This window comes from Mesorhizobium sp. M0136, from assembly GCF_040322515.1.
Lineage (GTDB): Bacteria > Pseudomonadota > Alphaproteobacteria > Rhizobiales > Rhizobiaceae > Mesorhizobium.
The window spans coordinates 17,569-43,474 of the sequence record NZ_JAMYTP010000036.1; the positions used below are offsets into that span (position 1 = coordinate 17,569).

The 25,906-nt window shown below is 59.4% G+C and carries 17 protein-coding genes and 5 pseudogenes; 9 read left to right on the plus strand and 13 right to left on the minus strand.

What is annotated here, in order from left to right; all coding sequences use genetic code 11:
* Positions 1–434 precede the first annotated feature (434 nt).
* On the plus strand, positions 435–1,937 hold the full coding sequence (locus NKJ35_RS28435) for a M16 family metallopeptidase (protein ID WP_352650836.1): 1,503 nt from the start codon (positions 435–437) through the stop codon (positions 1,935–1,937).
* A gap of 508 nt (positions 1,938–2,445) precedes the next feature.
* Positions 2,446–3,903 (plus strand): NAD-dependent succinate-semialdehyde dehydrogenase, encoded by a 1,458-nt coding sequence (locus NKJ35_RS28440; protein WP_352650863.1) that lies wholly within the window; start codon positions 2,446–2,448, stop codon positions 3,901–3,903.
* 826 nt (positions 3,904–4,729) lie between these two features.
* Here the strand turns inward: NKJ35_RS28440 and NKJ35_RS28445 are convergent.
* From NKJ35_RS28445 to NKJ35_RS28460, 4 genes are all read right to left on the minus strand, one after another.
* Positions 4,730–6,679, minus strand: a complete 1,950-nt coding sequence (locus NKJ35_RS28445) for a class I tRNA ligase family protein (protein ID WP_352650838.1) — start codon at positions 6,677–6,679, stop codon at positions 4,730–4,732.
* 389 nt (positions 6,680–7,068) lie between these two features.
* On the minus strand, positions 7,069–7,848 hold the full coding sequence (locus NKJ35_RS28450; protein WP_352650840.1) for a phytanoyl-CoA dioxygenase family protein: 780 nt from the start codon (positions 7,846–7,848) through the stop codon (positions 7,069–7,071).
* A gap of 506 nt (positions 7,849–8,354) precedes the next feature.
* Positions 8,355–9,659, minus strand: coding sequence for a lysine N(6)-hydroxylase/L-ornithine N(5)-oxygenase family protein (locus tag NKJ35_RS28455; protein ID WP_352650842.1), 1,305 nt, complete (start codon positions 9,657–9,659; stop codon positions 8,355–8,357).
* Between the two features lie 246 nt (positions 9,660–9,905).
* Entirely contained in the window at positions 9,906–10,055 is a 150-nt protein-coding gene (locus NKJ35_RS28460; RefSeq protein ID WP_352650843.1) for an iron-sulfur cluster assembly accessory protein, read from the minus strand.
* Between the two features lie 1,163 nt (positions 10,056–11,218).
* On the opposite strand from NKJ35_RS28460, the gene NKJ35_RS28465 reads away from it, so the two are divergent.
* The 5 genes and pseudogenes from NKJ35_RS28465 to NKJ35_RS28485 all read left to right on the plus strand — a co-directional run bounded on the left by NKJ35_RS28465 (position 11,219) and on the right by NKJ35_RS28485 (position 15,838).
* Positions 11,219–13,309, plus strand: a complete 2,091-nt coding sequence (locus NKJ35_RS28465) for a prolyl oligopeptidase family serine peptidase (RefSeq protein ID WP_352650844.1) — start codon at positions 11,219–11,221, stop codon at positions 13,307–13,309.
* 174 nt (positions 13,310–13,483) lie between these two features.
* The gene (locus NKJ35_RS28470; protein ID WP_502904689.1) at positions 13,484–14,179 is read left to right on the plus strand and encodes an OmpW/AlkL family protein; all 696 of its coding nucleotides are present in this window, start codon (positions 13,484–13,486) and stop codon (positions 14,177–14,179) included.
* A 110-nt stretch (positions 14,180–14,289) separates the two neighbouring features.
* Complete coding sequence (proB, locus tag NKJ35_RS28475) at positions 14,290–15,195, plus strand: glutamate 5-kinase (protein WP_352650845.1); 906 nt, start codon at positions 14,290–14,292, stop codon at positions 15,193–15,195.
* Positions 15,126–15,339: pseudogene (locus NKJ35_RS28480) on the plus strand (IS21 family transposase); the annotation flags it as partial. The gene proB and the pseudogene NKJ35_RS28480, both read left to right, overlap by 70 nt.
* A gap of 236 nt (positions 15,340–15,575) precedes the next feature.
* Positions 15,576–15,838, plus strand: a pseudogene (locus NKJ35_RS28485) (DNA -binding domain-containing protein).
* On the opposite strand, the pseudogene NKJ35_RS28490 reads toward NKJ35_RS28485, so the two are convergent.
* The 6 genes and pseudogenes from NKJ35_RS28490 to NKJ35_RS28515 form a co-directional block, all read right to left on the minus strand.
* Positions 15,814–16,074, minus strand: a pseudogene (locus tag NKJ35_RS28490) (hypothetical protein); the annotation flags it as partial. The pseudogenes NKJ35_RS28485 and NKJ35_RS28490 overlap by 25 nt on opposite strands.
* 489 nt (positions 16,075–16,563) lie before the next feature.
* Entirely contained in the window at positions 16,564–17,289 is a 726-nt protein-coding gene (locus NKJ35_RS28495) for a LuxR family transcriptional regulator (protein ID WP_502904690.1), read from the minus strand.
* Between the two features lie 223 nt (positions 17,290–17,512).
* Positions 17,513–17,839 (minus strand): hypothetical protein, encoded by a 327-nt coding sequence (locus NKJ35_RS28500; protein WP_352650848.1) that lies wholly within the window; start codon positions 17,837–17,839, stop codon positions 17,513–17,515.
* Between the two features lie 4 nt (positions 17,840–17,843).
* Positions 17,844–18,899 carry a GlxA family transcriptional regulator gene (locus NKJ35_RS28505; RefSeq protein WP_352650849.1) on the minus strand — a complete coding sequence of 352 codons (1,056 nt, stop codon included), beginning with the start codon at positions 18,897–18,899 and terminating at the stop codon, positions 17,844–17,846.
* Complete coding sequence (locus NKJ35_RS28510) at positions 18,899–20,008, minus strand: mandelate racemase/muconate lactonizing enzyme family protein (protein ID WP_352650850.1); 1,110 nt, start codon at positions 20,006–20,008, stop codon at positions 18,899–18,901. Before NKJ35_RS28510 ends, NKJ35_RS28505 begins: the two co-directional genes overlap by 1 nt.
* Before the next feature lie 8 nt (positions 20,009–20,016).
* Positions 20,017–21,570, minus strand: coding sequence for a trimethylamine methyltransferase family protein (locus tag NKJ35_RS28515; RefSeq protein WP_352650852.1), 1,554 nt, complete (start codon positions 21,568–21,570; stop codon positions 20,017–20,019).
* A gap of 367 nt (positions 21,571–21,937) precedes the next feature.
* Between NKJ35_RS28515 and NKJ35_RS28520 the strand changes: the two genes are divergently transcribed.
* Together NKJ35_RS28520 and NKJ35_RS28525 are read left to right on the plus strand one after the other, a co-directional pair.
* Positions 21,938–22,264, plus strand: a complete 327-nt coding sequence (locus NKJ35_RS28520) for a helix-turn-helix domain-containing protein (protein ID WP_352650870.1) — start codon at positions 21,938–21,940, stop codon at positions 22,262–22,264.
* 606 nt (positions 22,265–22,870) lie between these two features.
* A pseudogene (locus NKJ35_RS28525) lies at positions 22,871–23,386 on the plus strand (helix-turn-helix domain-containing protein); the annotation flags it as partial.
* A gap of 55 nt (positions 23,387–23,441) precedes the next feature.
* On the opposite strand, the pseudogene NKJ35_RS28530 reads toward NKJ35_RS28525, so the two are convergent.
* The 3 genes and pseudogenes from NKJ35_RS28530 to NKJ35_RS28540 form a co-directional block, all read right to left on the minus strand.
* Positions 23,442–23,531 (minus strand): annotated as a pseudogene (locus NKJ35_RS28530) (IS6 family transposase); the annotation flags it as partial.
* Positions 23,532–23,772: 241 nt separating this feature from the next.
* Complete coding sequence (locus NKJ35_RS28535) at positions 23,773–25,266, minus strand: M81 family metallopeptidase (protein ID WP_352650854.1); 1,494 nt, start codon at positions 25,264–25,266, stop codon at positions 23,773–23,775.
* 436 nt (positions 25,267–25,702) lie between these two features.
* Positions 25,703–25,906, minus strand: a 204-nt coding sequence (locus tag NKJ35_RS28540; RefSeq protein ID WP_352650856.1) for an oligopeptide/dipeptide ABC transporter ATP-binding protein, incomplete at its 5' end; no start/stop codon positions are given.

Consider the following 25,906-nt stretch of genomic DNA (forward strand, 5'->3'; position numbering starts at 1 on the left):
GGCTCCGCGCTCGAGTTGGCTGGGCTGCTCACGCCTCTGCCCTTCAGCATCGACCCGGTCTGGCTGTCGAGGACAGGGTTCCGCTGCGGCGACCAACATCTCCATTCTCACCGTCAGTGCAGCGGCCATTCGAAGCGCATCCTATACCCCTCCCCGGCAGCGCGCCCAATCGTCTTCCGAACGAAGAAGATATTCTCAGCCGCGCGCGTCGCGTTCGGCCCTGTCCGATGTCCGACAATGTCGGATGCGCAACATGGCAGAGCCCGATTTGTCCACTGCCTCGAACGGTTTTCTGATCTGGCACGGTGCATGCTTGGTCATCCGCAAGGCGTCGCGGACCAAGGAGAATCCGTCCCATGATCACCTCACCAAGAAATACCGCCGCAGGTCTCCTGGGTCCATCCAAAGATGAGGCTCGGGTAAGGCCTGGCTCCATGAAGAGCTTATTCATCTGGCTCGGCGCTACCCGCCGATCCTCCCACGCGGGGAGACGGGGACGCAGCGCCTTCATCAAAATTAGGGACAAATCACTTTGCCTCGAACCTTGCCTTTCGACCAGCCACCACAACCGGAGCCATCGATCGTCCGCCTGGCTGCGCAACGCGTTCATTGCCACCGCGCTGGCCCTGGTGACGACCGCTCCGGCTCTGGCCGCCACTGCCGGCGGCAAGGTGACGGATTTTCTGCTCGACAACGGCATGGAAGTGGTCGTCATCCCCGATCACCGCGCGCCGATCGTCACTCATATGGTCTGGTACAAGATCGGCAGCGCCGACGAGCCACCCGGCAAATCCGGCCTTGCCCATTTCCTCAAGCATCTGATGTTCAAGGCGACGACCAACCACGCCGCCGGCGAGTTCGACCGAGCCGTCTCAGCCATCGGCGGCTACAATAACGCCTTCACCGCCTATGACTACACCACCTTCCTCGAGACGGTGGCGCCCTCGGCGTTGGGTGAGATGATGGGCTTCGAGGCCGATCGCATGTTCAACCTCATCCTCAACGACGATGATATCAAGACCGAGCGCGACGTGATCCTGGAGGAGCGCCGTTGGCACAGAGAGACGAACCCGCATGCTCTGCTGGACGAGGAGGTCAACGCGACGTTGCGGCAGAACCAGCCCTACCGCATTCCGGTCATCGGCTGGATGCAGGAGATGGAGAAGCTGAACGGCACCGACGCATTCACCATCTACAACAAATACTACCGACCGAACAACGCCGTGCTGGTGGTGGCCGGCGACGTAGAGCCTGAGACGGTGAAGGCGCTGGCCGAGAAGACCTATGGCAAGGTTGTGCGCGGGCCGGACCTGCCCCCGCGCAACCGTCCGGTCGAGCCGGAGCAGAACACCAGGCGCACAGTGACGCTGACCGATGCGCGCGTTTCGGTGCCGAGCTTTTCCACTCAATGGGTGGTGCCGTCCTATCATACGGCAGAGCCCGGCGAGGCCGAGGCGCTCGACCTGCTAGCCGAGATCCTCGGCGGCGGTAACCGCAGCCGGCTATATCAGGAGCTTGTGGTCAAGCAAGGCATAGCCTCGGCGGCCGGCGCCTCCTTCCAGGGCACCATGCTAGACGACACCAATTTCACCATCTCCGGCTCGCCGCGCGGCGATGCAAAGCTCGTCGATCTCGAAGCGGCGGCCGTTGCCGAAATCGCCCGGATCGCCAAGGATGGCGTCACCAGCGACGAGCTGGACAAGGCCAAAGACCGCTATATCCGCTCGGTGATTTTTGCGCACGATGAGCTGGACCACATCGCCAACATTTATGGCAAGACGCTCACCACCGGTGGCAATGTGAAGGACGTGCTCGAGAGGCCTGACCGCGTCCGCAAGGTCACCATCGACGAGGTCAAGGCCGTCGCCGCGCGTTATCTGGTGCTCGACCATTCGACCACAGGCTATCTTTTGCCGCAGCAACAGTCGGGGAATTGATCATGCGCTCCATCCCCATGCAAATGCGCCGGCCGGTCTTCCCTCGGCGCGCCTTCGCCACCCTGTTCCTCTCCATCCTCTTTCTCATCTTGCGGGCGCTCGCCCGCTAAACGGGATCTGTTTAAAGCCGCGAGGATCGGTTTTCGCGGGGCTTGCCAGGCATTTGCCGGTTCAGGCGTCATTATTGGGGTGCGCTCCTCCTCAGGCCAGCCTCTCTTCGAGTGGATAGAGTCGCCGATTCGTGGTCCGCAGATTGTAGGCGCAGGCCACCAGCATCCACTCCGCGTGGCTGGCGAAGCCGATGTCCGTTGTTCAATCGTTCGACTCGTAGAACCGCGAGGCATCTTCTAGCGTATTCAGGTATTCTCCCTTGCAGTCGGGTACCGTGGTCTACCAGCTGTCTGGCCGAGGCCCTATAAGGAACCCGGACGTCGCGGAGTACACACCGCACCTGCTATATATACCTGCTGCGTTGAGGAGGAATCCGGTATTGCCCCTGTGCCTGCCGATGATCCGTCACCTGAGATCCCCCGACCTGTTTGGACCCATTGATCGCCTGCCGGCACTTGGCACGCGGATTAGCGAGCGGACATTCGAGGTCCTCAACCCGTCGACTGGCGAAGTGCTGGCAGAACTACCCGACATGGGGGTCGAGGAGACATGCGCTGCGATCGACAAGGCCTATGTCGCGCAGCCTGGATGGGCAGGGCTGACCGCACGTGAGCGCAGCGACGTTCTATGGCGATGGCATCAGTTGACCATCGACCACGCCGACGATCTCGCCGCGATTCTCACCGCGGAGATGGGCAAGCCGCTTGCCGAAGCCAAGTCGGAGATATCGCATGCTGCGGCGTATCTGCAATGGTACGCCGAGGAGGCCAATCGCGTCTATGGCGAGACGATCTCCGCACCATCGATGGACCGCCGAATGCTGGTAATCAAGCAGCCCATCGGAGTTGTTGGCACGATAACGCCATGGAATTTCCCGGCCTCGATGGTGGCGCGCAAAATCTCGCCAGCCTTGGCGGCGGGCTGCACGATCGTCCTCAAGCCCGCTGAACAGACGCCGCTCGTGGCGGGAGCAATGTTCGCCCTCGCCCATCAGGCTGGCTTTCCCGAAGGCGTCGTCAACCTGATCTATGCGTCCGAAGGTGACGCGGTTGGCCGCGAACTTTGTACCAATCCCAAGGTCCGCAAGATCAGCTTCACCGGGTCGACTGAGATCGGGCGCCTGCTTATGCGCCAGTGCTCGGACCAGATCAAAAAAGTCAGCCTTGAGCTCGGCGGCAATGCACCTTTCATCGTCTTCGATGATGCCGATATCGATGCCGCGGTTGACGGTGCGATCCAGGCGAAGTTCCGCAATGCCGGCCAGACCTGCGTTTCGGCGAACCGCCTTTACGTCCAGTCGGGCGTTCACGACGAGTTCGTCGAGAAATTCGTGCAACGGGCTCGCCAACTTCAAGTTGGTGATGGTTTCGCTCCCGGAGTGGACATCGGACCGCTCATCGACAAGCACGCATTGGCCAAGATCGAATCCCATATTGCCGACGCCGTCGCCAAAGGCGGCGCAATTCGCTGCGGGGGCAAACGCATCGGCACGAATGGCACGTTTTTCCAACCGACAGTCCTGACCGGTGTCTCCAGCGAGATGACCGTCGCGCAAGAAGAGACATTCGGGCCGCTGGCCCCGATTATTCGCTTCAAAGATGCGGATCAGGTCGTGCGTGAGGCCAACGACACGATCTACGGCCTCGCGGCCTACTTTTATGCCTCCAACCTGAAGCGTGTCTGGCGTGTGGCCGAGGCGTTGGAATATGGAATGGTCGGGGTAAATACCGGCCGGATGTCTTCAGAAGCGGCGCCGTTCGGTGGGATAAAACAGTCCGGCATCGGGCGGGAGGGATCCCGCCATGGCCTCGAGGACTACCTCGAAATGAAATATCTCTGCATGGGCGGCGTCTGAATTTTCGGCTTGCAGGGTTCACAGACCGGGTAACCTAGCGAGCGATCTCCAAATATGTGAATTGTAGGATCGCTCCTCGATTGGGAACTGAGGGGCGGCTCCGTACCCGAGCAAACACGCTCCTGAAGGAGCACCCTGGCTGGACTTATCTCTCGACGAGACAAGCGTCTGCTTTGTCGGCGAAGACGGCGTGCATGTGACGGAGGATACGCTTGCGAGGGATTGGCGGCCTCGCCGACTATCTTCAGGCGACGGGCTGTCGTTGCGCGGGTCTGGTTGGAAGCTTGTTCACCATCGCGATCGTGAACGCTGGCTGTGCGCAATATCCGGTTTCTGGGGCAGAATTTTGAACCTGCTACCTTCCGATTGTCAGTAGCTCAGTTGTTCTTCGGCCGACTGCCGCACCGGTACAGGCTCGGCCAGAATCGAAGATACCATCAGGCAGGCATTCGCATTCGACATTCCGGTGATCGGCGCACGATCCAGGGCGCGCCATGTTGACCAAGCGCCTCGAACCGCATGACAGTCTTGACCGGCTGGAGGACGGAAATCCCGCGATGCCCAAGAGGTTGGTCAGCGCAGTCGAGCCCACACGGCATTTGCGGCACGAAACAGCAAGGGCTGGGAAGCGATCGGCCGAGCGGTCCTCGAAGGCGCGGGCCAGGGTGTCGACGATGCGTCGGTTCAGGTCCGCCAATCTGGTCTCTACCGTCTGATAGCGGCTTCGGTCGCCAGTGACAGCGAGTAAAGATATTTGGCATCATCGGCTTTGATTGCCGCGCAGATCTGGTCGAGATTGGGATAGCTCACTGGTGCACCTTTGGGCTCATAGTGCTTCCCCCTCATCGAGATGAGGATTGCCGGATTTGGCGTAGAACACCAACACGGGTCCGAGATCAAAGCGTGTCCCGGGCGCAAGGCGCTGGACGGACCGGGGCCATGTTTCGGTTGAGACGCCATCGATGCCTCGCGCCAGCGTTCTGGCGAATCGGGGCAGCAGCGGAGCGAGTGTCGGTGCCAGGATCGCAGCGGCCGTCGTCTGAAGGGCTAGCGAAGTCCGATTGCGGGCGGGATAGAAACGTCGCGCCGCCGCATAGTCTTGCGCCCGACGATAGATCACGCAATCGGGCACGAAATCGCAGACCTGAGCGGCCGCGCGCCGGAGCGAGAAGCCTTCGTCCGAATAGGCGCGTTCCATCGCCCCGCGATAGATCTCTATCCGAGCAAAGAAGGCGCGGTCGACCGGGCTCCAGTCGCCTGCATCGGGTACACGGCCGCCAAAATCCTGCTTGATTTCCTGGTTCAACGCATCAAGCCAGTTCAGCCAAATCCCTTGGAACACCTCGTTCTCGGTGCGGCGCAGCGCGTCCAGCGTGAAATCCGTCCGCTCACCTTCCGGGCGTGTCAGGCCCAAATGGAGGCGCACGACGTCGACTGTCTTTGGGCTCAGAACCTCCTTGCCCCAGACCGCATGGCGGCAGCTGGTTGAGAACTTCTTGCCGTCGAGCAGGTAGAACTCGTTGACATGATAGTGGATGCGTGGCGTCCAGTGGGAGAAGACCTCGGCGTAAAGAGCGGGGTAGAGTAGCGCGTGGTAGAACGAATTGTCGAAGCCGAAGAAATGGACAATCTGCCAGTCGTTGCCGGGCATCTCCGCCTTCCAGTCGCGACCCAGCAAGCGGCCGAGCGCCTGGATGTTGTAAAGAAAACCGAAGGCCATTTCCGGCCAGACCCAGAGCACTTGCCCCGGGAACCCTTCGGCCGGCAGGCCCCAGTCCGAGGGGTGGGTAATGGGCACTGAAAAGTTGCCGCGTCGGCGTAGGCGCGCGAAGAGATCCAAGATCCGTAGCGGGACGCCCGACGCCCTTAGATGCCGGTCGATATTGTCGTAGCATCGGTCCAAGGCAAGTTCCGGGCGGCGGACGGAGCCGACCAGCGGCGCCTCGGCAGACTGCCGTGACCGGGCTGCACCCAAATCGTGGCAAAGGTTTGGGGCGCCGCATTCCTCGCAGATGTTGCCACCGGCGGAGCCGCCGCAATCGGGGCAGAGGCCGCTAACATCCGGCTCGTAAAGATAGTGGCCTGTCACAGCATCGAAAAGCGCAGGGCTCTGGCGCAGATCTACCGCCGTGCTGCTCAGAAGACTGCGGAAACACGCGGCTTGAAACTCGCCGTAACCATCATCGCCCGTCGTGAGTTGGAAGCTGTGGACCTCACAATCGAAAAGTGCAAGCGTGGCGCGAATCTCGTCGGCGTAGGTGCGCGCCACGCTTGCAGGCGTCAATTGATCGGCATCGGCGCGTGTCGCGACGTAGCTCTGGTTGTCATCGCTTCCAGTGAGGTGATAGGCTTCGACTCCTTTCATGCGCAGGAAACGAGTATAGACGTCGGCGCCGAAATAGGGGCCAGAAAGATGCCCCAGATGCAGATCGCCATTTGGCGTTGGCGGCGTGGAGAAGACGAAGATCGGCCCGCGTGGAGCTGTGGTCTTTGCAGCGGCATCAAGGGCGGCCTCGCCGTCTCGCCAGTAGACATCGACGAAATCTAGGTCTTCGTTTCCGTCGTTGCGCAGCAGATGCGCTTCAAAAGGGTCGAACAGAACGACATCGCCCGCCTCGACCGAGATTTCCCCAAGGTCGGTCCTGACCTTGCCCGATCCTGACAGGATCACGAAGGCCTCGATTTCGTCGTGCCGATGGGCCTCGGATGTAACGCCCGGTGCAACCCTACCGAACGAAAACCCCGTGCGAGCGCTTCCCGTTCCAAGCGTGGCCATGTCGATACCGAACGCCCGCGACAGCTCCGTTCGAGAAAACCTGTATTTGCGCATGACGAACCTAAGCTGTTGAAGCAGTGGGATCTTCGTCTGCCAACGCGACAGCCTCCCGTGCAATTTGTGGAGAGAAACGGTAGCCCGACCCGGTTGGCGGCCCCCGGCCAGGATAATGCAGCTCTGGGCCGCCAGGCGGGCGACGAGGGGCGCCAGTCGGGCTGTAGGCGTCACAGAAGACCGCCCTGCGACCACCTCCACAATCCACGTGCCGAAGCGTCGTAACGGGCTGCGGTCGATGCTCCGCGAGCCCGCAAATCAGAACGCCATACTCTCCGCCCATTTTTGAGTGGTCGATCAGTTTCGTGTGCATGCCTCCGCCTGGCTGCGTGAGCTCAATCGCGATAGAAAATGCCATTTGGGGGCTTGAGTTTGTCGAGATCGGCCACTTTGCCCTCGGGCGGGTTAAGGGCGCGCTTAAGCACGTTATATTCAGCGCGGGTCGGTCCACCGGTTGAAGCACGCTGGAACACCAAGTAGAGTGTCCGCCGCGAACGATTGCTTTTGTTCGGTCGTGAGTAGTGCGGTGCGTAATCGTCGAAGATGAAGATGTCGCCAGCCTTCCATATTACGGGTTCCCAGGCGAACATTTCGGCGACTTGAGGATCGATCACCCCACCGGCATCCATGGGAAACACCCCCTTCTTGTGGTTGCCGGGGCTGAAGAAAAGCCCGCCGTTTTCCGGGTCGGAGTCGTCGATGCCTATGGCAACCACCGCATGGACCATCCGGTCGGGGAGTTTGTGTGGAATGTGATAAATGTCCTGATGCGGGAGATAGCCGCCGCTGTCGGGGTAGTGGAAAATCAGCAACTCCTTGAGCCTGCGCGAATCTTCGCCAAGCAAATCCTCGACCGCTGACTTTATGCGCTGATCTTCTAAGAGCAAACGACGCAATGGATCATGGAAGTCGAGAAAATTCTCGATCTTGGAGATGATCTTTCGATTGTCCGTCGTCTTTTCGAACCACATGAGCCATTTATCATCGCTGACATCCCAGCGTGACATGTCTTCGACAAAAGTAGAGATGTCTTCCTGAGCCGCTGGAGCGAAGAACCTTTCGAGCCTGACGTATCCGTCTTTCTGCCACTTTTCTCTTTGTGCATCAGTCAACATGCGAAAAGCCTCCTGTTGGAAAGACTGGTTGGTCGGACATCCCAATTAGGGCAGTCGGGCGCTGGTCAAGTTGCGGGTCCACGGAGACGGACTCACGTCATGTGGGACGGCGATGCTAAGTGCGTTCCGTTCCGGCGGATATTGTCCGCAGAAGCTCGGCGCGAGACTGCCTATGTCAGGCTCAGCCGGGTCCAGGGGTTCCGTAAACTGGGCCGGATCAATCGCTTCACCCGGTCCAGCCACGACACGCATCGCTAAAGGCCGGCACCATCCGCTGACCGCCGACCCAGCCATGGCCGCCAAGACCACGGCGCTCTTTCGAGTGAGCGAGCTGGTACGGTCTTGACAGCCGTAGGGGAAATGCACGCCCCCAGAATAATGCGATGCGCCGCTTGGTCCAAGGGCTTGTTCGGTCACGATGATTTCGGAGAAACCTCCGGCCTTCGCCTCAGCGGAGGCGGACATCATTCCTAGGATGCCACCGCCGATGATCAAAAGTCTACGAGTCATATCCCGCTGCCCATTTCTTCGGCTACGGGGTCGGGCCAGCTCTCGATCGAGGTATGGCTGATGAAGCCCGGATGCTCGGGGTTCGCGCATGGCGCGCGCCCAAGAAGGCTATCGAGGATGCGGCGCGCGCGCCAGGCCAGCAGGCTTAGGTTCGGATCGGCCAGGCCGCGCTGCCCGAGGCTCGCGTTTTGTACGAAGATGCGTCTGTCACGCGGTCCGTCCCAGCTCACCGAAAAATCCTCGCGAATAGCTAATTCATTGTCGATCTGCTCCAGCCGGTGCGCGATGGGTTCTAAGAAGTCTGGCACCGCGTTCTCGTAACCGGTGGCCAGGATGACGATGTCAGCCGTGACTTCTTCGACCTCGACCATGTCGTGCTGCAGGGTCAGCCTGTGACCCGCGCCGGCGTTGACGGAGTGCGAGACGGTGCAGCCCGGCCGCAGTGTGATGTCGGATCGGTTTGGCTCGAAAAATGCGTGGCGGTACAGCGCCTGATATATCGCGCGCAACGTGCTTTCCGAAATGCCGTCCGAGGCAAGCACGAAAAGCCGCAGGAGCAGCTTACGCTGCGACTCGCTCATCGCCGCGAAACGATCCGAGAAGCAGGGCATGAACAACTCGTTTGTGAACGGGCTGTTGTCGAGAGGCAGGTAGTTCTCACGCTGCGAGACCCAAGTGATCGAGGCAGGCCGCCGTTCTTTCGGCAGCCCGACAAGGTGCAACATCACCTCGGCTCCCGACTGGCCTCCGCCAACCACGCAGACATGCTTTCTCCGCACCTCAGGATGGATGTGCAGTAAAACAGATGAGTGGAACAGGTTGCGTCCAGTCCAGCCCTGAAACTGAGGCGGAATTTGCGCCTGCTTGCCAATGCCGACCACGACGTTTCTGGCGCCGAGAACCGCCTTATCCGTCCGCACCCGAAACTCGCCGTCAAAGCGGATTTCGCGCACCGTCTCGCCGCCACGCACAAGTGGGTTCCTGTGGAAGGCCCAGTTCAGGTATTGTTCGAACTCAACTCTGAGCACGGCTTCGAACTGTGCGTTCAGGAAGTGATACAGACGCCCGTTCTCGTGCAGGAAGTTTACGAAAGTGTAGGCTGATCGCGGATTCACCAGCGTGACCAGATCCTTGAAGTGGCTCACCTGGAGCTCTGAGGAATCGAATGCGATGCCTGGATGCCAGCGGAAGTCGACCTGTCGATCCAGGAACAGTGCCCCTTCCCCAACTTGTTCGTGTATCTGACACGCAAGGCTCAAATTAGACGGCCCAGCACCGACCCCAACGCAAGATAACTCCACTTGCTTTCCTCCTATAGAGTCTTCCCGCTAGGCGGCTTGTTCGCGGCGAATATCGGCCATAGCCATTGGGCCCCCTCGCGGACGTTTTCGAGCCCCGGTCCCGACCGGGTTTGCGGGTATTTGTCCGCGTTCGGGTCGCCGAATGTAGACCCCAGCATTCCAGCGCGGTGACAATCGACGGTTCATGCCGGCGACGTGGGGCAACGACGTATGTCCTTTCCACCCGTCTGGATGCCCGCCTCGCCGTCACGCGAGACGCTTTCCAAGCCCATTAAGGTGTTTGAAGCCGGCGCAATCACCCGCCTCAACCATGACGCGCCGGCCTTTCGGCGGCTTGATGGCAGGCGAGAGCGCGGTTTTCACTGCGGCGACGGCATTTTCGGTGCGGATGATCATGGACGACCTCTCTTTGATGCAGAGTCCCCTGCATCGGCCGTGCCAAAGACGGAACATTTTATTAAACAATGGGTTGGCGGATTTGCGATCCTGTCGGAAATCCGACATTGAGGGGGACGCCTCACGGCGGCGCCCGATTTGCACCTCGATGTCGCCTTTTTCCGAATAGCTAATCGGGGCACCTTCTGCACCAGAATACTTCTCTTATGGAGACCAGCAGGAAGTCTTCATGAACGGACGGTGCAGAACCTTGTGTCTCTGCCGGACAGATCGCGATTTCCTTCTCCCATCGAGGTCGGCAGTTGCAAGAGCTGCCAGATCCTTCGCCCTATCGTGCCGTTCACTGGCTCGATCCCGACATCCTCGGAGCCCGCGATCATCAAGAGTGGCGCACTCTCATGTCCGCCGCGACGCCTCTCTCATGGGGAAGCAATTCTCTATGTTGGTGTCGGATCGATGCTCTTGATGAGATGGTTGCGGATGGGGGCATGCCCAGACCTAAGCACATCAATGATTGGGCGATATGGGACCTTCACCAACTGGATTGTCGAATCTCTGGAAAGATAGCCGGAAGACAATTGCGTGATGACCACTCTGCCGGTTCCAAAAGCACGTGCGCCGTTCGGTCCCTGCGATCCAGGCGGAGGGATGAGGCCGCAAAGCAGTCCTTTGCGCGCCCACCGGTGGGCGAGGATGGAGGCAACGTAAACGCAGTTATTCGATGATCGCGCCGCGGTGTCCTCAGGCTGTGCCGCGCCCGACACCGGCGACGCAGTGGTCGTCGATCGCCGCGTCGCCGATGTCGATCCGAAGTTCGGCCAGTTTCGCGGTGAGCTTCACTGCTTATTCCGCAGTGCCCACCGATCTGGCACGGGAGGTTCTATCAGGCGGTCACGGCTGCATTCGTTGTCGGATCTTCGACGATGTCGGACATAAGACATAGCGCCATCAGGGTGATCGCATTGTTTTGAGACGATTTTCTTACTTGGCACGACTCCTGCGAGGCTGTCCGCAAAACGCGCTGCGGCACGGGCAGGGGAGAAATCATACATGATCATGCGCGCCGAACATGCGGTCGCAGCCGCGAAAGCGGAGCTTTCCTGGGCCGACGGAAGACTTTGCGCCTGTTTTCCAGGCGACTTCACTCTTCGGGTTAACCGGACATGACCGCATTCGATTGCCGCCCAACGCTGAATGCTCCCGACGATGATCCCTATCTTTGGCTCGAAGATGTAGAAGGCGAACGGGCACTTGACTGGGCCGCCAGCCAGTCTGCCAGGACCCTGGAGCAGTTCGGTGGACCGCAATTCGAGCGGGACCATGACGCCCTGACCGCAATTTTCGATCGCCCTGACCGGATTCCCTTGAGCAGGCGCCACGGCCAGTACCTCTACAATTTCTGGCAAGATGCCCGAAATCCGCGCGGACTGTGGCGCCGGACCACCCTTGCCGCCTACATGAAAGTTGATCCCCAGTGGGAGCTACTGCTCGATCTGGACGCCCTCGCCGCTAGTAACGGAGAGGACTGGATCTGGAGCGGCGCGTCCCTTGAGCCGAAGAGACGGGAAAGAGCCGTTCTGCGCCTGTCGCGCGGCGGCAGCGACGCGGTCGTGCATCGCGAATTCGATCTCGGATCTTTTAGCTTTGTCGTCGATGGTTTCAACCTCGCGGAGGCCAAGGGCGAGGTTAATTGGCTCGACCCTGACACGCTTCTGCTTTCCAGTGCGCTTGGTGATGGCATGGCGACCCGCTCCGGCTACGCTCGCACCGTGCGACTGTGGGAGCGTGGCGCGGATCCCCTGACGGCCCCGGTAATCTTCGAGACCGGTTCCGATACCCTCGGTGTGTCTGGCCATCTGGACCGCACCGCCGAGAGCGAGCGCCTATGGTTCGTCGAGCAGCTGGCCTGCTTCGAGAAGATAGTCCGCATGGGGGATAGAGGCGGGCCGACGGTTGAGATCGACCTTCCTCGGGACGCCTGGTGGAATGCCTTCGGCGATTGGCTGGCGGTAAAGCCGCGCAGAGCATGGACGGTTGGCGGGACTACCTATGCCGCCGACGCGCTGATCGGCATCTCGCTTTACTCTTTCCTGGCCGGCGAGCGCGGATTTAGTACCCTGTTTGAACCAGCCGAAAGGCGTTCCCTGCAGTCATTCTTCTGGAATGACGGGAAGCTCATCAGCTCCTACTTCAGCAACCTCGTTCCGCGATTCGAGATGTTCACCCCCGGTCCCAAGGGATGGACGCGCCGAACCCTGGACACTGTGCCCGGCGCGAACAATGTTCAACTCTGGTCACTCGACGCAGAAGGTCACGAAACCAATGGAGAGGTCCTGGTCTGGGCTCAGGATCCGATCACGCCGCCGCAGCTTTCACTATTCGATCTCAATGCCGCGCCGCCTCTCAGCGCTTCACTAATCCTGAAGCGCAACCCGGAGAATTTCGACGCATCCGGACTGGTGGTCACGCGCCACGAGGCGGTCTCGATCGATGGTGAGATGATTCCCTATACGCAGGTCGGTCCGGCTGACGGGAACGGGGATGCCCCGGTTCACCTCACCGCCTATGGCGGGTTCGGCATGTCGCTCCTGCCCTCCTACAATTCCTCGGTCGGCAAGCTGTGGCTCGAACGCGGCGGCACGTGCGTGGTGGCGAACATCCGGGGCGGCGGCGAGTTCGGCACCCGTTGGCACGATGCCGGGCGCAGGGAGGGCAAGCGTCTTGCCCATGACGATTTCGCCGCCGTTGCCGCCGACCTGGTGCGAAGGGGCATTACGCTGCCGAGGCGGATTGCCGCCGAGGGCGGGTCAAATGGCGGCCTGCTGATAGCCAACATGCTGACCCGCTATCCTGAGCATTTCGGCGCACTGTTCTGCACAATTCCGCTTGTCGACATGCGCCGTTATCCCAAGCTCCTGGCGGGCGCGAGTTGGATCGACGAATATGGCGATCCGGACAAGGCTGACGATTGGGTTTTCCTGAGGGAAATCTCTGCCTATCACGGCGCGACTCCGGGACAGCCCTATCCGCCTATCCTGCTCGCCACCACGAAGCGGGACGACCGCGTCCACCCCGGCCATGCGCGCAAGATGGCTGCAAAGCTGCAGGCTCTTGGCTATCCCGCTTACTTCTACGAGCTCAGCGCGGGCGGGCACGGCTACGGCAAGGACAATCGCGAGCGGGCCGCATTCATTGCCCTGGGCACCAATTTCCTTCGCAGTGCGATCGGCTGGCAAGCCGATGGCGTTCGATAGGTGGACGGAGACAAAGGGCACGTTTCAACAAGTGAGTACAGGTCGATGATTGCGAGCACGGCGCAAATAATGTGTGCGCTGTCCCACGCAAACTGCGCATGAGCGCTCCGTCGATCCCAGCAGGATTTTTTCATAGTGCATCGCATCATTTCTGAAGAGCAAGGAGAGAATATCATGGAGAAAAAGCGAATGGGCGTGTCGCGGGGAGTAACAGCGGCCGTCATCCTCATGGTAGTGGGACAGCAGGCCGTCGCGGCGGACCTTGCGCACCCCGCGTGCGTCCTGCAGGTAGGAGCCTCGGTCCCGGAAGCGCCAAGCCCTTGGCAAATCCGCCTGCGTGGGTTGGGGGTCATCACCGAGGATTCGGGCTACGTCAATGCAGTGTCAGGCTCCGGTCTTTCTTATTCGGACACCGTGATCCCGGAACTCGATATCTCCTATTTCTTCACGGACAACATCGCCGCCGAGCTTATACTCGGCACCACCTATGCGAACATCGAGGGCCAAGGAACGATCCGCGGGCTGGGCAATATCGGCAAGGTTTGGCTGCTGCCGCCTACGCTCACATTGCAGTATCATTTTACCGGTCTCGGCGCCTTCAAGCCCTATGTCGGCGCCGGCGTGAACTACACGATATTCTATAACCAGGATGCCGGCAGCGCCGATGCTCTCAAGATTAAGAACACGTTCGGCACCGCGCTGCAGGTCGGGTTCGACTACATGGTGGATCAGCACTGGGGCGTCAACTTCGACGTGAAGAAGCTTTTCCTCAAGCCAGACTTCGACGTCACGGTGGACGGCGCGAAGCTGACGGGAAAGGCGGAGCTCGATCCCTGGGTGATAGGCGCAGGTGTCACCTACCGCTTCTAATAACGAAAGGTGAAGGCGGCGTGCTGATAGCTGATCGGAAATGAAGGGCGCCTCGTGCGCCCTTCTAGCCTCCAAGCCCCCGCCGCCAAGAAAGGTGAGATTGGAGAGACGTGTCTTCACTTCTAGTGCAGCAACACTCAACGGCAGCACCATTAAGCCCGATCCGATTGCTTTCGGCTCGCCGGCTGATAGTGAAGATTGGCTCGGCACTGATCGCCGATGCAGAAACCGGAGAGATACGCGGTCCTTGGCTTCAGACGCTAATAGAGGATGTCGTCCGATTGTTCGCACGCGGGCAGCAGGTGATCATCGTCACCTCTGGTGCTGTCGCGGCCGGCTCAAGTCACTTCAATCATCTGGACAGATCTCTGCGAGTTGAGGAGAAGAAAACGGCGGCCGCTATCGGTCAAGTTCGAATCATGCGTGCCTATGAACAGAGTTTCAAACGCTATGGTTTTGGCGTTGGGCAAATACTATTGACCCGCGAAGATATAGACGATCAGCATCGCCGCCTGAATGCGGCTTCAACGCTTCAACAACTTCTCAAAGTTGGCGCCGTACCCATTATCAACGAGAACGACACGACCGCAACGGCGGAGCTCTGTTTTGGCGACAATGATCAGCTGGCGGCACGGGTCGCGCAGATGGTAAACGCTGACGTTGTCGTTCTGCTTTCCAACGTAGATGGCCTCTTCTCGGAAAACCCACACGACAACCCCGCAGCCCGTCTGGTGACAGAGGTTAGATGCATTACTCCCGAGATAGAGGCAATGGCGGGTCATTCCCTGGCTCGCCACAGTTCGGGTGGCATGGTAACAAAGTTGATGGCAGCAAGGATTGCCACGGACGCGGGCTGTGAAATGGTCATTGCGAGCGGTAACAAATCTTACCCGCTCGCTGCCATCGAGAACGGTGGGCCATCAACATGGTTCCTTCCGCTCGCTAAAGCAGGCCGATCCGCCATGTCGGCAAACGCCGCCGCGAACTGTTCGAGGAGATCGAGCGAGCAGCCGTGAGGCCGTTGCCGGCGGCACCGTTCGCCCAATGTCAAATGGAAGGTGGCCTGGCGTATCCGCTTACCACGTCGAGGTCGACAGGTCCTTCTTCCGCATTGGCTGATCGGCCGCCCCATCCAGGTCCGCCTCACCCATCCGGTGGTCCGAGGAGCCGTGGCGTTCTGGCCGGCGACGATGGAGGCTTTCGGCGCTCCATCAGCTATTGCCGACGGTCGTAATGGCGTGCCAGATGAGCAGCGCAATCCGCCGACCGGCAAGCACGGCAACGGGATTGGTGAAGAGAGCCGCGCGTGCGCGCCCCGCCCAGCCCATCAGACACGCGGGCTGCCACATCGAGACTGGGCTGCATGCGCATCTCGCGCGGGAGATAGAATCCAGCGATGTTACAGCCTAAATCGAACACGCCGATTGCCGACCAAGTCCATTGGTCGGACAGCCTCACGAGCTACGACAAAGAGCATTTCACGACCTATATGCGGCTCCTAGACGCATCCGCTGACGACGCCAGCGAAGAGGAAATGGCTCGTCCTTCGGCATTGATCCGGCAAGCGAACCGGAGCGCGCGCGAAAGGCTCTTCGCAGTCATCTCGAGCGTGCGAACTGGATGGTGACGAGCGGCTACAAGGCATTGTTCGCCAGCTGACGAATTGCGCCGTGCGCTCCGTTACGTCCAAGCAAGGGACTCCCTGGACACGCCGTTCGTGAGCGCGTGGCCGCGCCGCCCGGTGGCGGCGAATGGGTCTCCCAGATGATCGCGAGGAAATATGTCCGGTCGGCCTTGCTCCGCGACTCGCGGAGCAGCAGTTCGGCGATTTCCCGGTGCGAAACACCGGCAGAGGAGCCGTCGAGTGCCCGGAGAATAAACCGGAGACGAAGACAATTCGCTTCCGACGAAAACGGGGGTTTTTGGCAGTTCGTCCGTACGCGGTAAGACTAGTTGAGCCTTCCAAGCGCCCACAACCGATACTCAATTGCCGAGTGGTCCAGGTCGCGTCGGTGACAAGTCGGACAGTCCGAGTAACCGCCGCGCCGGAAACGACGAGTTGGAGATGCTGCTTTGCACGGCGCAATTACAACATGTTGGCTGCGGTCGCCCGCCAAAAGAACCGTTGGTATGGCAGCGCCTTCGACGGCTCCGTCCTCGTCATAGACACCGGGTCGAACGACGATCTCGAGGATGAAGCACCAGTTCTGCAAACCACTTGCAAAATGTATGAGCCCCTGCGTGGACAGCAGAATAGGGCTGAATCGCACCTGGTTGAGTAGCCGGCGAAATAGCATCACTCAGCTTCAGGTCGATGCGGAGGCGAATGCGCCGCTGAAACAGCCTCTTCGCGTGGCAGGCCGCCTAAAAGACGAATTCAGTTTTCAGAGAACTGAAGACGTTGAGGAAGCTAGCAGCGCTATGGCCTGATTTTGGGTGCGCACCCCGAGCTTCTTCTTAGCGTTGTCCAAATGGAAAGCGACGGTGCGCGGCTTGACGCCCAAGATGCGGCCGATAGCCCAGCCTGACTTGCCGCGCGCGGCCCACTGCAGGCACTCATATTCGCGCGGTGTCAGCGAAATGCCATCCACTGTTCGATCACCCGGCAGCTTGCGGCGAACGCAAGTGTGAAAACAGGTTGCCAAGAGCTGAAGAGCTTGTTCATACCGTTCAGCCACCCGGAGAAATGCTGGATTGGGCTCATCAGCGGCAAAAGTGATCGCGGCAATGCAGCCGCGAAGATCGACAATCGGGATCGTCAAACCGCAGCGGATGCTGAACTGGGCCGCCTCATCAAATAGCTGCTGTTGAGCTGGCGACATCTTGATGCCACACAAATCCGATCCCCATAGAAACGGGTCGCCGCCAAACCGCGCGCGCAAGACGACAGGATCAAGTTTCTCATACCGGTTTCGCAGATACTGCGTGGTCCAGCGAGATGGATAGTTCGAGATCAGCCTGGGTTTGCCGGAGGGTTGTGAGGGTAAGGACAAGTAGGCGAAGGTGAGTAGATCAAGTTCTGCGGCCGCGTCAGCCATGGCATCACGGAAATCTGCCTCATCGACACTCGCCGACAGCTGTTCCAGAAATGTCTCGAATATAGGTGGCATGTCCTTCGTCATTATCCTGGGCTCAATCCCTCCATCTGTCTGTTGCGCGCCACCCCTGCCTGTAGACCGCCACCATAAGCCGGCCCGCATAACCGCGGCCCGTTTCGCCGGCATTGGCTGGGTTGACCGTCTTTACGGAATGCCGCGACGCTTCCACTATCTTCGCACCAGTCATCACCAACTGCAGCTACGCGGGACTGTTCGAACAGTCATCTCCGAGACGCTACAGCATCTTCCCAACGCAATAGTGCAATCGCAGAATCTTCTTGGGATGAAATGAAATCCTCGCCGCCCCCGCATCATGCAATCGTGAGAAGTCGTCCTGCGCCATCATGATCGGGGCGGTATCAAAGCCGTCATTAATCGAATGGTTGCCACGGTGAACGTCGGTCGACAGGGAATAGGACAACGGATAGGCGCATCTCGCCGCTTTGAGCGCTATGATCCGGACGTATTGTTGCGCCGCTTTCTGATTGTTGGTGGGCAGATCGACTCCAAACATTTGGCATGGATAGAGGTGCCGCTGTTCTCCGCCAAGTTCAAATACCACGCTATCATCTCAGGCCGGGCCCAACCCAAGCCGGCACTGTCGCTCGACACTGCTGCGGCGACATTCCATTGAAAGCTCTGAAGCACTTTGCGAAGTGCGAAGCAGACGTGAACCCGCAGGCCATGGCAATGTCGATAATGGGCATCCGCGTCCCTTCGATCAGGCGCTTGGCATGGTCTGTGCGGATCCGGAGATAGTGGCGCACTGGCGGAAGTCGGACATGGGAAGCGAACAAGCGTTCCAACTGGCGCCGCGATACTCCGGCCCGTTGCGCAACCACTTCCATTGTCAGCGGGAACTCCACATTTTCTTCCATGATCCGCATTGCCATCAGGAGCTTGTCGCTCACACCGGCAAAGGCCAGACCTGACGGCCCGGTCTGGCGGTTTGATCCTGAGCGCTGACCTTGGACAGTCGCGTGGCGGCAGACCTCCTGTGCAATATACCCGCCGGCATGGCTGCCGATCAGATCAACCGCCAGGTCGAAAGCTGCCAGTTCTCCTGCGCAGGTTGAATACTGGCCGTCCTTGACAAACAAGGAATCGCTTATGCGGGGCTGATTGAACACTTCGGCGAAAGCAGCGAGCCGCGACCAGTGTATCGTGCAGCGTGTGCCTGCCAGAAGGCCCGTCCGGGCAAGCAGCCATGTCGCTGTCCCAACCGCAGACATCGGCACCGCGCGACGCGCCATCGTTCGCAGAAATGCATTGAGTTCAGGCGTCAGTTGCTGTTCCACCGGCTCACCCGTCACGATAGCGAGCTGGTTCGGTCTGCGATCGTCCGAGCCGGAAACCAGCTCGTCTATCGCGACATCAACGGCAACCGAAAGGCCGTTGGCGCCCTCGATTGGCCGAGCATCAAGCCCTGCGATTCGCCACCGGAACAGCGGCAGCCTGGATACCGTGTTTGCGATGCGAAAAGGTTCGATATAGGCGTGAAGCGCCAGGTGCGAGAACCCGGGTAACACCAGAACCACCAGGTCAAACGGTCGATCGGCCGCCGCCGAATTTGTCGGCTTGGCCAACGAGGTAATTGCGATGATGTTGGCGGGCGCGTTCACTAGGATCCGTACGTGACTACCGGCTGACCGAACATGCCGGGTTCCGGTTTGACACCGAGGCCAGGCAGTTGCGGTACGGCGATGTGACCATTTTCGATGACAATCGGATTGTTCGCGTCGAAATGTCCTTCGATATATTCCTGCGCGATCCAGGCGCCCTCAAAACGGCGCGGCTCCACAGTGGAAGCTAAGTGCACGCAGGCCGCCGCGATTATGTCGCCACCCCATGCGTCATCACAACTGTGCGGTAGCGAGCGGATGGCGCAAACGTCGCGCATTGTCGCCATTTTGGTGAGGCCGCCGAGACGCGTGACCTTGAAGCCGAAGCCATCCGCGATGCCGAGGGAGATCGCCCTGAGTACTGCGTTCTGATCTTCGGTGTTCTCGTCCAAATATACCGGATGCGTCACCCTGCCATTCAGGGTGGCGATCTCATCCATTGTGTTGCAGGGTTGCTCGAAAACGAATGGGATCGCCTGGCAAAGCCGGTCAAGATGGATGGCGGCAGCGACAGTGAGGCCCCTATTGCCATCCACTGCGATACGCGCTTTGTAGCCCACCGCTTCCCAAACCTTGTGAATCGAGGCCACATCCCGTTCGAGATTTCGCCCCGAGATTTTGACTTGCAGGCGTGGATAACCTGACTTCACCTTCTCGGCGGCAATCCTGGCCGTTTCGTCAGGCGGGCCAACAATGAGCGAATAGTAGGTCGGAACACGGTCGGCCAGCGCACCGCCCAGCAGTGTCGAGACCGGCACTCCAAGCCGCTGGCCGAGAAGGTCAAGGAAGGCTATATCGAACGCTGCCTTGGCATAGCCATGCCCGTTCAAGCGCTCGTCCATGCGTTTGGCGAGAAGCCTGATCGAGGCGATCTCGGCGCCCAAAAGACCTGGCGCGATTTCGGCAATCGCCGCGCGTGCGCCGAGTGCATGATGCGGCTGATAAACCGGCCCGACCGGGCAGGTTTCGCCCCAGCCAGTCAGCCCGTCATCGGTCACAATCTCGACGAGGGTGCTGTCAAGCGCGTCGACGTCGTCGCTTGCCATTCGATAGGTGCCACCTTTAACAGGCAGCTGGACCTTATAGACGTTGATCTGGTCAACGCGCATGAGTATGCTCAGTATTCCTCGTTGAGCGCGTCGACAGCGGGGATTTCCCGGGAGCGACGATCGATATACGCGCGCAATTCTTCGTCTTTCGCGACGTCGAGCTTAGGTTCTTCATATTCGGCCAGAAGACGGCGCGCATGATCCAGGGCGCGTTGCTTGATGTCCTTGGAGCCATCAGCGTACCACTGCTCGATTGAGTTATTGTCGAAGAGTTTTGGGATGAAGAAGGCCTTCTCGAAGTTCGCCTGTGTATGCGGATGTCCAAAGTAATGGCCTCCCGGCCCGACATCGCGCACCGCAGCCAGGGCTTCATCAAAATCGTCCCACTGGATGCCTTGCGTCATGCGATAGCCCATGGCGCAGACTTCGCCGTCCACGACAAACTTTGCGATCGAGCAATGCATGCCGGCTTCATTCCAGCCAGCCGAATGCCAAATGTAGTTTGCGCCTGACATCAGCACGGCCATCATTGTCATCGCACTTTCATAGCCTGCTTGCGCATCGAAGACCTTGGCGCCGCCGAGCAAGTTCGAAGTACGCCAAGGGACGTTGTAGCGGCGAGCCATTTGGCCGATCATGAAGTTCATGAGGGAAATTTCAGGCGTTCCCGCCATCGGCGCTCCCGACTGCATCGACACGGTCGACAGGTAATGCCCATAGATCGCGGGGCAGCCCTTGCGCACCACCTGCGTGTAGGCGAGTGCCGAAAGCGCCTCCGCATTGAGCTGTGCCACTGCCGCCGTGGTGGAGGCTGGCGTGTTCGCGCCGCCCAGTACGAAGGGCGAGCACAACACTGGCTGATTGCGCCGGCAGAAAGCACGCATGCCGCCCAGCATGACCTGGTCCCACACGAGCGGCGAATTGCCATTGCAGTTTCCGGTGGTCACTGCATGCTTCTCAAGGAAGCCCTCGCCGAAAAGGATCTCGCACATATCGAGCACGTCCTCGGCATTCTTGGGCGAGGTGGTCATACCCATGAATATCTTGTCGGAGTGCTTCATCGACGAATAGGTGATGTGCAGGTGCCGATGCGCGACAACGATGTCCATTGGCTCGACGATGTGGTGCGCCGATGAATGCAATGCCGGCATCATGTGCGCCAGCTTGTGGAAGGTCCCAAGGTCCGCGATCGTTGGGCCACGCCTGACGTCATCGAGGTCGCGCATGTAAGGCGCGCCGGTCATCGGCACGAAGATGGATTTGTCGCCTCCGAGCTCGACATTCTTCGCTGGATCTCGCGCGAAGTATTCGACCTTGGGAGGAATGGTCTTGATGAGCTCCATGACCAGGCCGCGGTCGAGATGAACGCGGTCATCCGCGCGAACGTCCGCTCCGACTCTCTTCCAGTCCTGAATCGCGATCGGATCGCGAAACACCACGCCTACTTCTTCCAAGATCGCGAGGGAGGCCTCGTGAATGCGTTCAACCTGCTCGGCATCCATCGGCTCCACGACCGGCAGGCCGCGCTTGAGCGTCGGCAACATGTCGACCTTCGGCGCCATGCGGATCGTCCGCCGCGCTTCCCGCCCTCCTCTACGAGAGACTTGTAGTTGAGCAGTCATGCCGGCCTCCGGAAAAAGAAAATAAACAGCGAGCGACTGTTTCGCTGAGTGGCCGACTATTGCTGAACCCGCGGCAATTGACCTACTGCAAAAGTCTCACGCCCGTGTTGAGTACAGAGCACGTGGTTTGTGACAGGCAGTCTGATTGAGGCCCTCAATGCTAAGACACGATCGACCGCGGCAAGCATCATGGCGGGCTCGGGGAAGACCTTGCTGCGGATTCCAGGAATTAACCGGACGGGGATTGGAGTGCACCCCTGGATCGAGACAGAGAAAATAGCGGACAGTTTCCCGCAAGATCAGGAAACTGTGCATGGGATCGCAAAGGATCATCAATGAAGAGGACAAGCTCTCGCTTCTGCAACGAATGGAAGTGGGCGAGAATAATAGTGAATTGGCAAGGGAGGCCGGGATTAGCCGGCAACGGCTGTACGATTGGCGTGATCGCCTGCGCCTAACCGGCAGCGTCAAGGCGCGTCGTCGTGGACGTCCCGGGAAGGCGTCGGTTGTCTCGTCGGAGCCGTTGCAGCAATCGGGTGAGATGGCGCCGCCGCCTGAGGAGAGGCGCTCGCCAAGGCGAGACGGCGCATCTCCGAACTGGAACAGAAAGTCGGCCAGCAGCAACAGATCTCGATTTTTTTCAAGAAGCCTTGCGGCGTATCAGGGACGATCACCGGCAGGACACCGCGCCTGACGGCACGGGGTAGGTCATCGAAAAATGACCGCTGGTTCGTCGCAAGGCATTGAAAGGATGTGCTGGCTGGCCCCGGGCCGGTTATTACCCGCATTGGCAAAGTTCGGCGCCACGTAAGGAAGGGACGGCCCTGCGTCACCTTATACAGCAGCTCGCCCTCAATAACCGTCACTATGGCTATCGATGGATAGGCGTCTTGCAGGCCGGGAAGGGTGGCAGGTCATCATAAACGGCTGTTACGGATCCTGAGAGAAGATAATCTCCTGTGCTTGCGCTCCCGCCCTTTCGTGCCGATGACGACCGACTCACGCCACGGCTGGCGCGTCGTTCCCAATCTCGCGCGTGGCATGATTGACCGACGTCGACCAATTCTGGGTCGCGGACATTACCTATTTTCATCTGGCCGAGGAGTTCGCCTTTCTGGCAGTTTCTCGATGCCTTCAGTCGTAAAGTCGTAGGCTGGGGCCCTGGACACGCATCCGCGGGCAAGCCTGGCCATCGAAGCCCTCGAAATGGCGATCACCGCGCGCAACCCCGCGCCGGGCAGTTTGATCCATCATTCTGACCGCGGCGTGCAAGGCGGATTCAAACAGAGTTGGAGGTTGCTTGAGCATTCAAAAGCGGCGATCGGCTCGGTCTGGAAGGGTCCCATTACCCTCGCCAGGACGGCCGCCTGTGGCGGGCGGCATGAACTGCGCAGATTCTGGTGGGCGATTGCCGCGGGTCTGAGCAGCGAAGATGCTGCGCTCGAGGTCGCCTGTAGGAACCAGATGGTTCCGAAAGGCGGGCGGTATGCCACCAGCGATTTTTAGATCCTCGGCAAAATCGCTCTCCGGGCGGTATTTGTCGTTGGTGAAGCGCGAGGAGCTTGCGCTTCTCCGGATACAAGTCCATTCCATGCAGGAGATCGGGCGCCGGCTCGGTCGGTCCGCCTCGACAATCTCTCGTGAGCTGAGGCGCAATGCAGCCACCCGTAGCTGGCCTGGAGTATCGCGCGACGACCGCCCAGTGGCATGCCGAGCGATCGGCCCGTCGCCCCAACCGACCAAGCTTGCGCTTAACACGACCTTGCGCCCTTATATAGAGGAGAGATTGGCGGGCGTTGTCGTCGCTCCGAGCGGCGTTCGCGTTGCGTCAATCAGGATGAGAATGCTGGCGTTGGAACGCAGGGAGGCACCTCAAGATCACGCAGGCTGAGATTGTAGGCCGGGCACCAGCATACGCAAAGCAGGATCACTGACTGGTCGAACTGGCGGCCCTTGAACACCTAATTCTCCGAAAAAGTCGAAAGGGTCTGCCATAGCGCTGGTAATCAAAACGATGCAACACATCTACAGCATTTCCCCTTGTTTTCACGCTGCGGTCGCACCGCTTGGTGAGCATTATTCATCGCAGGAACAGTCACTCAACTCCTAAAATAGTTAAGGTGCTATCCGACTTATGCGATATTGACCACGATCATGTGATCATGTGCTCTCGACATCGGTACCAGAACCGTGACTTCTTACTCAGATATTCATTTCTCGGTCGAGCGGGAAGATTGGCCGCGGCACGTTCCGATAAGCCAGCTTTTTCCAATTCGGTGTACTAAGAGCCCCACTGTCACAGACAATTACCTTACCGGCAATAGGCTCGAAAGCGGCCCGGAAATGCTGCATTGATTTCAGGCCGACTACGGTCTTTGCAGCAGGATCGATGCCAAAGGCACGGAATTGCTGTAGGTCCAATATCTGTGTTGGCTCGCTCACCACGAGAATTTCGATTCCCCCGACGCGCAAGACTGCGGTTTTACCCCAGGAAAAACTCAATCCGCCGTACATGGCACCGTCGCAAGTATAGGAACCATCACTTGTAAGGCAGACCTCGCCTTCGAGTTCCAAGGGGCCCCCTCCGAACCGCGGATCGAACTTGCCGCCCAGTTTTACCAGCACGCGGTCACCCACAGTGTGGCCATGCAGCTGCTTGGCTGTTTCTGCATCAACTATCGGTCCAAACGCGGCATCAGCGATACTGGCCTCGATCATCGCCTTCAACAGATTGGTCGAATCGCCGTAAGCCCCAGCCCCGGGATTGTCAGCATAGTCCCCGATGATTAAAGGGCCTGTATGGCGCTCGTATGCTTTGGCGATCTTCGCTGCCTCCTCGACCGAAAGATAAGAGTTTACTACATCAAAACGCTTTCTCCATATATCATCAGCGATCGCTTCAGCGAAGGCGCGATGCTTATCCTCATTGCGGTCGTAGGTGACTGTGACCGTCGGACCTATCTCACGGATGTCGGCATATGCGAACCCAGCATTGATACTGACGGCGAGAACGCCGGGTTCTTGCTCATAGGCTAGGGATTTCGCTATCCACTCGACCATCGGACCGACATCGCTGCGCCCGCCATTCACTTCTGACAACATCGGACGGTGCACGCGCAGGGTGCGTGGTCGAACTTCTCCCTTCATAGTCCTATGAAGAATTGCCCCGGCGTGTCGGCCGATCTCGCGCATATCGACATGGGGATAAGTCTTGTAAGACACCATTATATCTGCAAGCTCGCACATCTTCTGCGTCACGTTACCATGGGGATCGAGCGTGATCGCGATGGGCATATCCGGTCCGACCGCTGCCCGTAGCCGCTCCAGGAGCTCGCCTTCCCCATCCTCGCAAAAGTCGGTGACCATGGCGCCATGAAGCGCAAGCAGGATGCCATCGAGCTTCTCCTTGTGTTGACCTGCGGCCTTAATGATGGCCCCGCCCAAGCGATCAAAAGCGTCCCGAGTTACAACACCTGCCGGTTCGGCGCCAGCGCTGAGAACATGCGTTTGTTTCCAGCCGTAGTCGCGCGCGCAGTCGCAAAAACCAGCCAGCTCCGTATTGGCTTGGCCATACTTCTTGATGGCGTCGTCGCCGAAGTAAATGGAATACCTCGCGAAGGCATCATAGTCCGTGGGATTCTTGTTGAAGGTATTGGTCTCGTGGCCGAATTCGGCGGTGAGAACATTGTAGGACATAATGAAGCTCCTATTTGGTCAATGCGATAATTTGCTGACCGCGATCCAGTATGGATACGATCTAGAGGCTTAAGTCGGTCAGCGTCGAGCTACTGGCGACTTCATGATGGCTCCAGTCGCGACGCGGTGTTCCCGAACAACGGCGTACCCTCGTCCAAGGGATCGATCTCGTCGGGATTGGTTACACCGCTGCTGCCGCACTAAACGGAACAGGCCACCCGCCCGCCATCAGGCCAATCGAAAACCTCGGCATGGGCATTATCGGCCAGTTCGGGTATTGGCTCACTCGCATCGTGAAAAGAGGGTCCCCAACTGCGACATCGTGAACCGTCCCACGTTCTTTGCAATCGAGTATCGTAGCCGTCCGCCTGGGGGTTGGATCAAAACTGTTCTCGCGTGAATTTCTTTCATTGCTTCCTCAATAGGTTGACTGTCACTAGACCGCCGAAACTGTCGTGGTCGTGGCATTGGCCGCTTCAGCCAATTGGCCCGGGATGTCTGTGACCGGAGCGCGCACGTGACAAGCGACGACTCGCCCGTCCTCCATCGACACCAAAGGAGGGACCTCAATGTGGCAACGCTCGACCGCGAGCGGGCAGCGCGGGTGAAACGCGCACCCGCTCGGCGGATTGATGGGGCT

What these genes read in the sequence shown, in the direction of transcription:
- NKJ35_RS28445 (WP_352650838.1), bottom strand. Translation starts at nt 6,679, where the DNA reads ATGGCCACGCTTGGAACGGGAAGCGCTCGCACGGGGTTTTCGTTCGGT.
- NKJ35_RS28450 (WP_352650840.1), bottom strand. Translation starts at nt 7,848, where the DNA reads ATGTTGACTGATGCACAAAGAGAAAAGTGGCAGAAAGACGGATACGTC.
- NKJ35_RS28460 (WP_352650843.1), bottom strand. Translation starts at nt 10,055, where the DNA reads ATGATCATCCGCACCGAAAATGCCGTCGCCGCAGTGAAAACCGCGCTC.
- NKJ35_RS28495 (WP_502904690.1), bottom strand. Translation starts at nt 17,289, where the DNA reads ATGCCACCTATATTCGAGACATTTCTGGAACAGCTGTCGGCGAGTGTC.
- NKJ35_RS28470 (WP_502904689.1), top strand. Translation starts at nt 13,484, where the DNA reads ATGGAGAAAAAGCGAATGGGCGTGTCGCGGGGAGTAACAGCGGCCGTC.
- NKJ35_RS28515 (WP_352650852.1), bottom strand. Translation starts at nt 21,570, where the DNA reads ATGACTGCTCAACTACAAGTCTCTCGTAGAGGAGGGCGGGAAGCGCGG.
- NKJ35_RS28535 (WP_352650854.1), bottom strand. Translation starts at nt 25,266, where the DNA reads ATGTCCTACAATGTTCTCACCGCCGAATTCGGCCACGAGACCAATACC.
- NKJ35_RS28440 (WP_352650863.1), top strand. Translation starts at nt 2,446, where the DNA reads ATGATCCGTCACCTGAGATCCCCCGACCTGTTTGGACCCATTGATCGC.
- NKJ35_RS28510 (WP_352650850.1), bottom strand. Translation starts at nt 20,008, where the DNA reads ATGCGCGTTGACCAGATCAACGTCTATAAGGTCCAGCTGCCTGTTAAA.
- NKJ35_RS28435 (WP_352650836.1), top strand. Translation starts at nt 435, where the DNA reads ATGAAGAGCTTATTCATCTGGCTCGGCGCTACCCGCCGATCCTCCCAC.
- NKJ35_RS28465 (WP_352650844.1), top strand. Translation starts at nt 11,219, where the DNA reads ATGACCGCATTCGATTGCCGCCCAACGCTGAATGCTCCCGACGATGAT.
- NKJ35_RS28520 (WP_352650870.1), top strand. Translation starts at nt 21,938, where the DNA reads ATGGAAGTGGGCGAGAATAATAGTGAATTGGCAAGGGAGGCCGGGATT.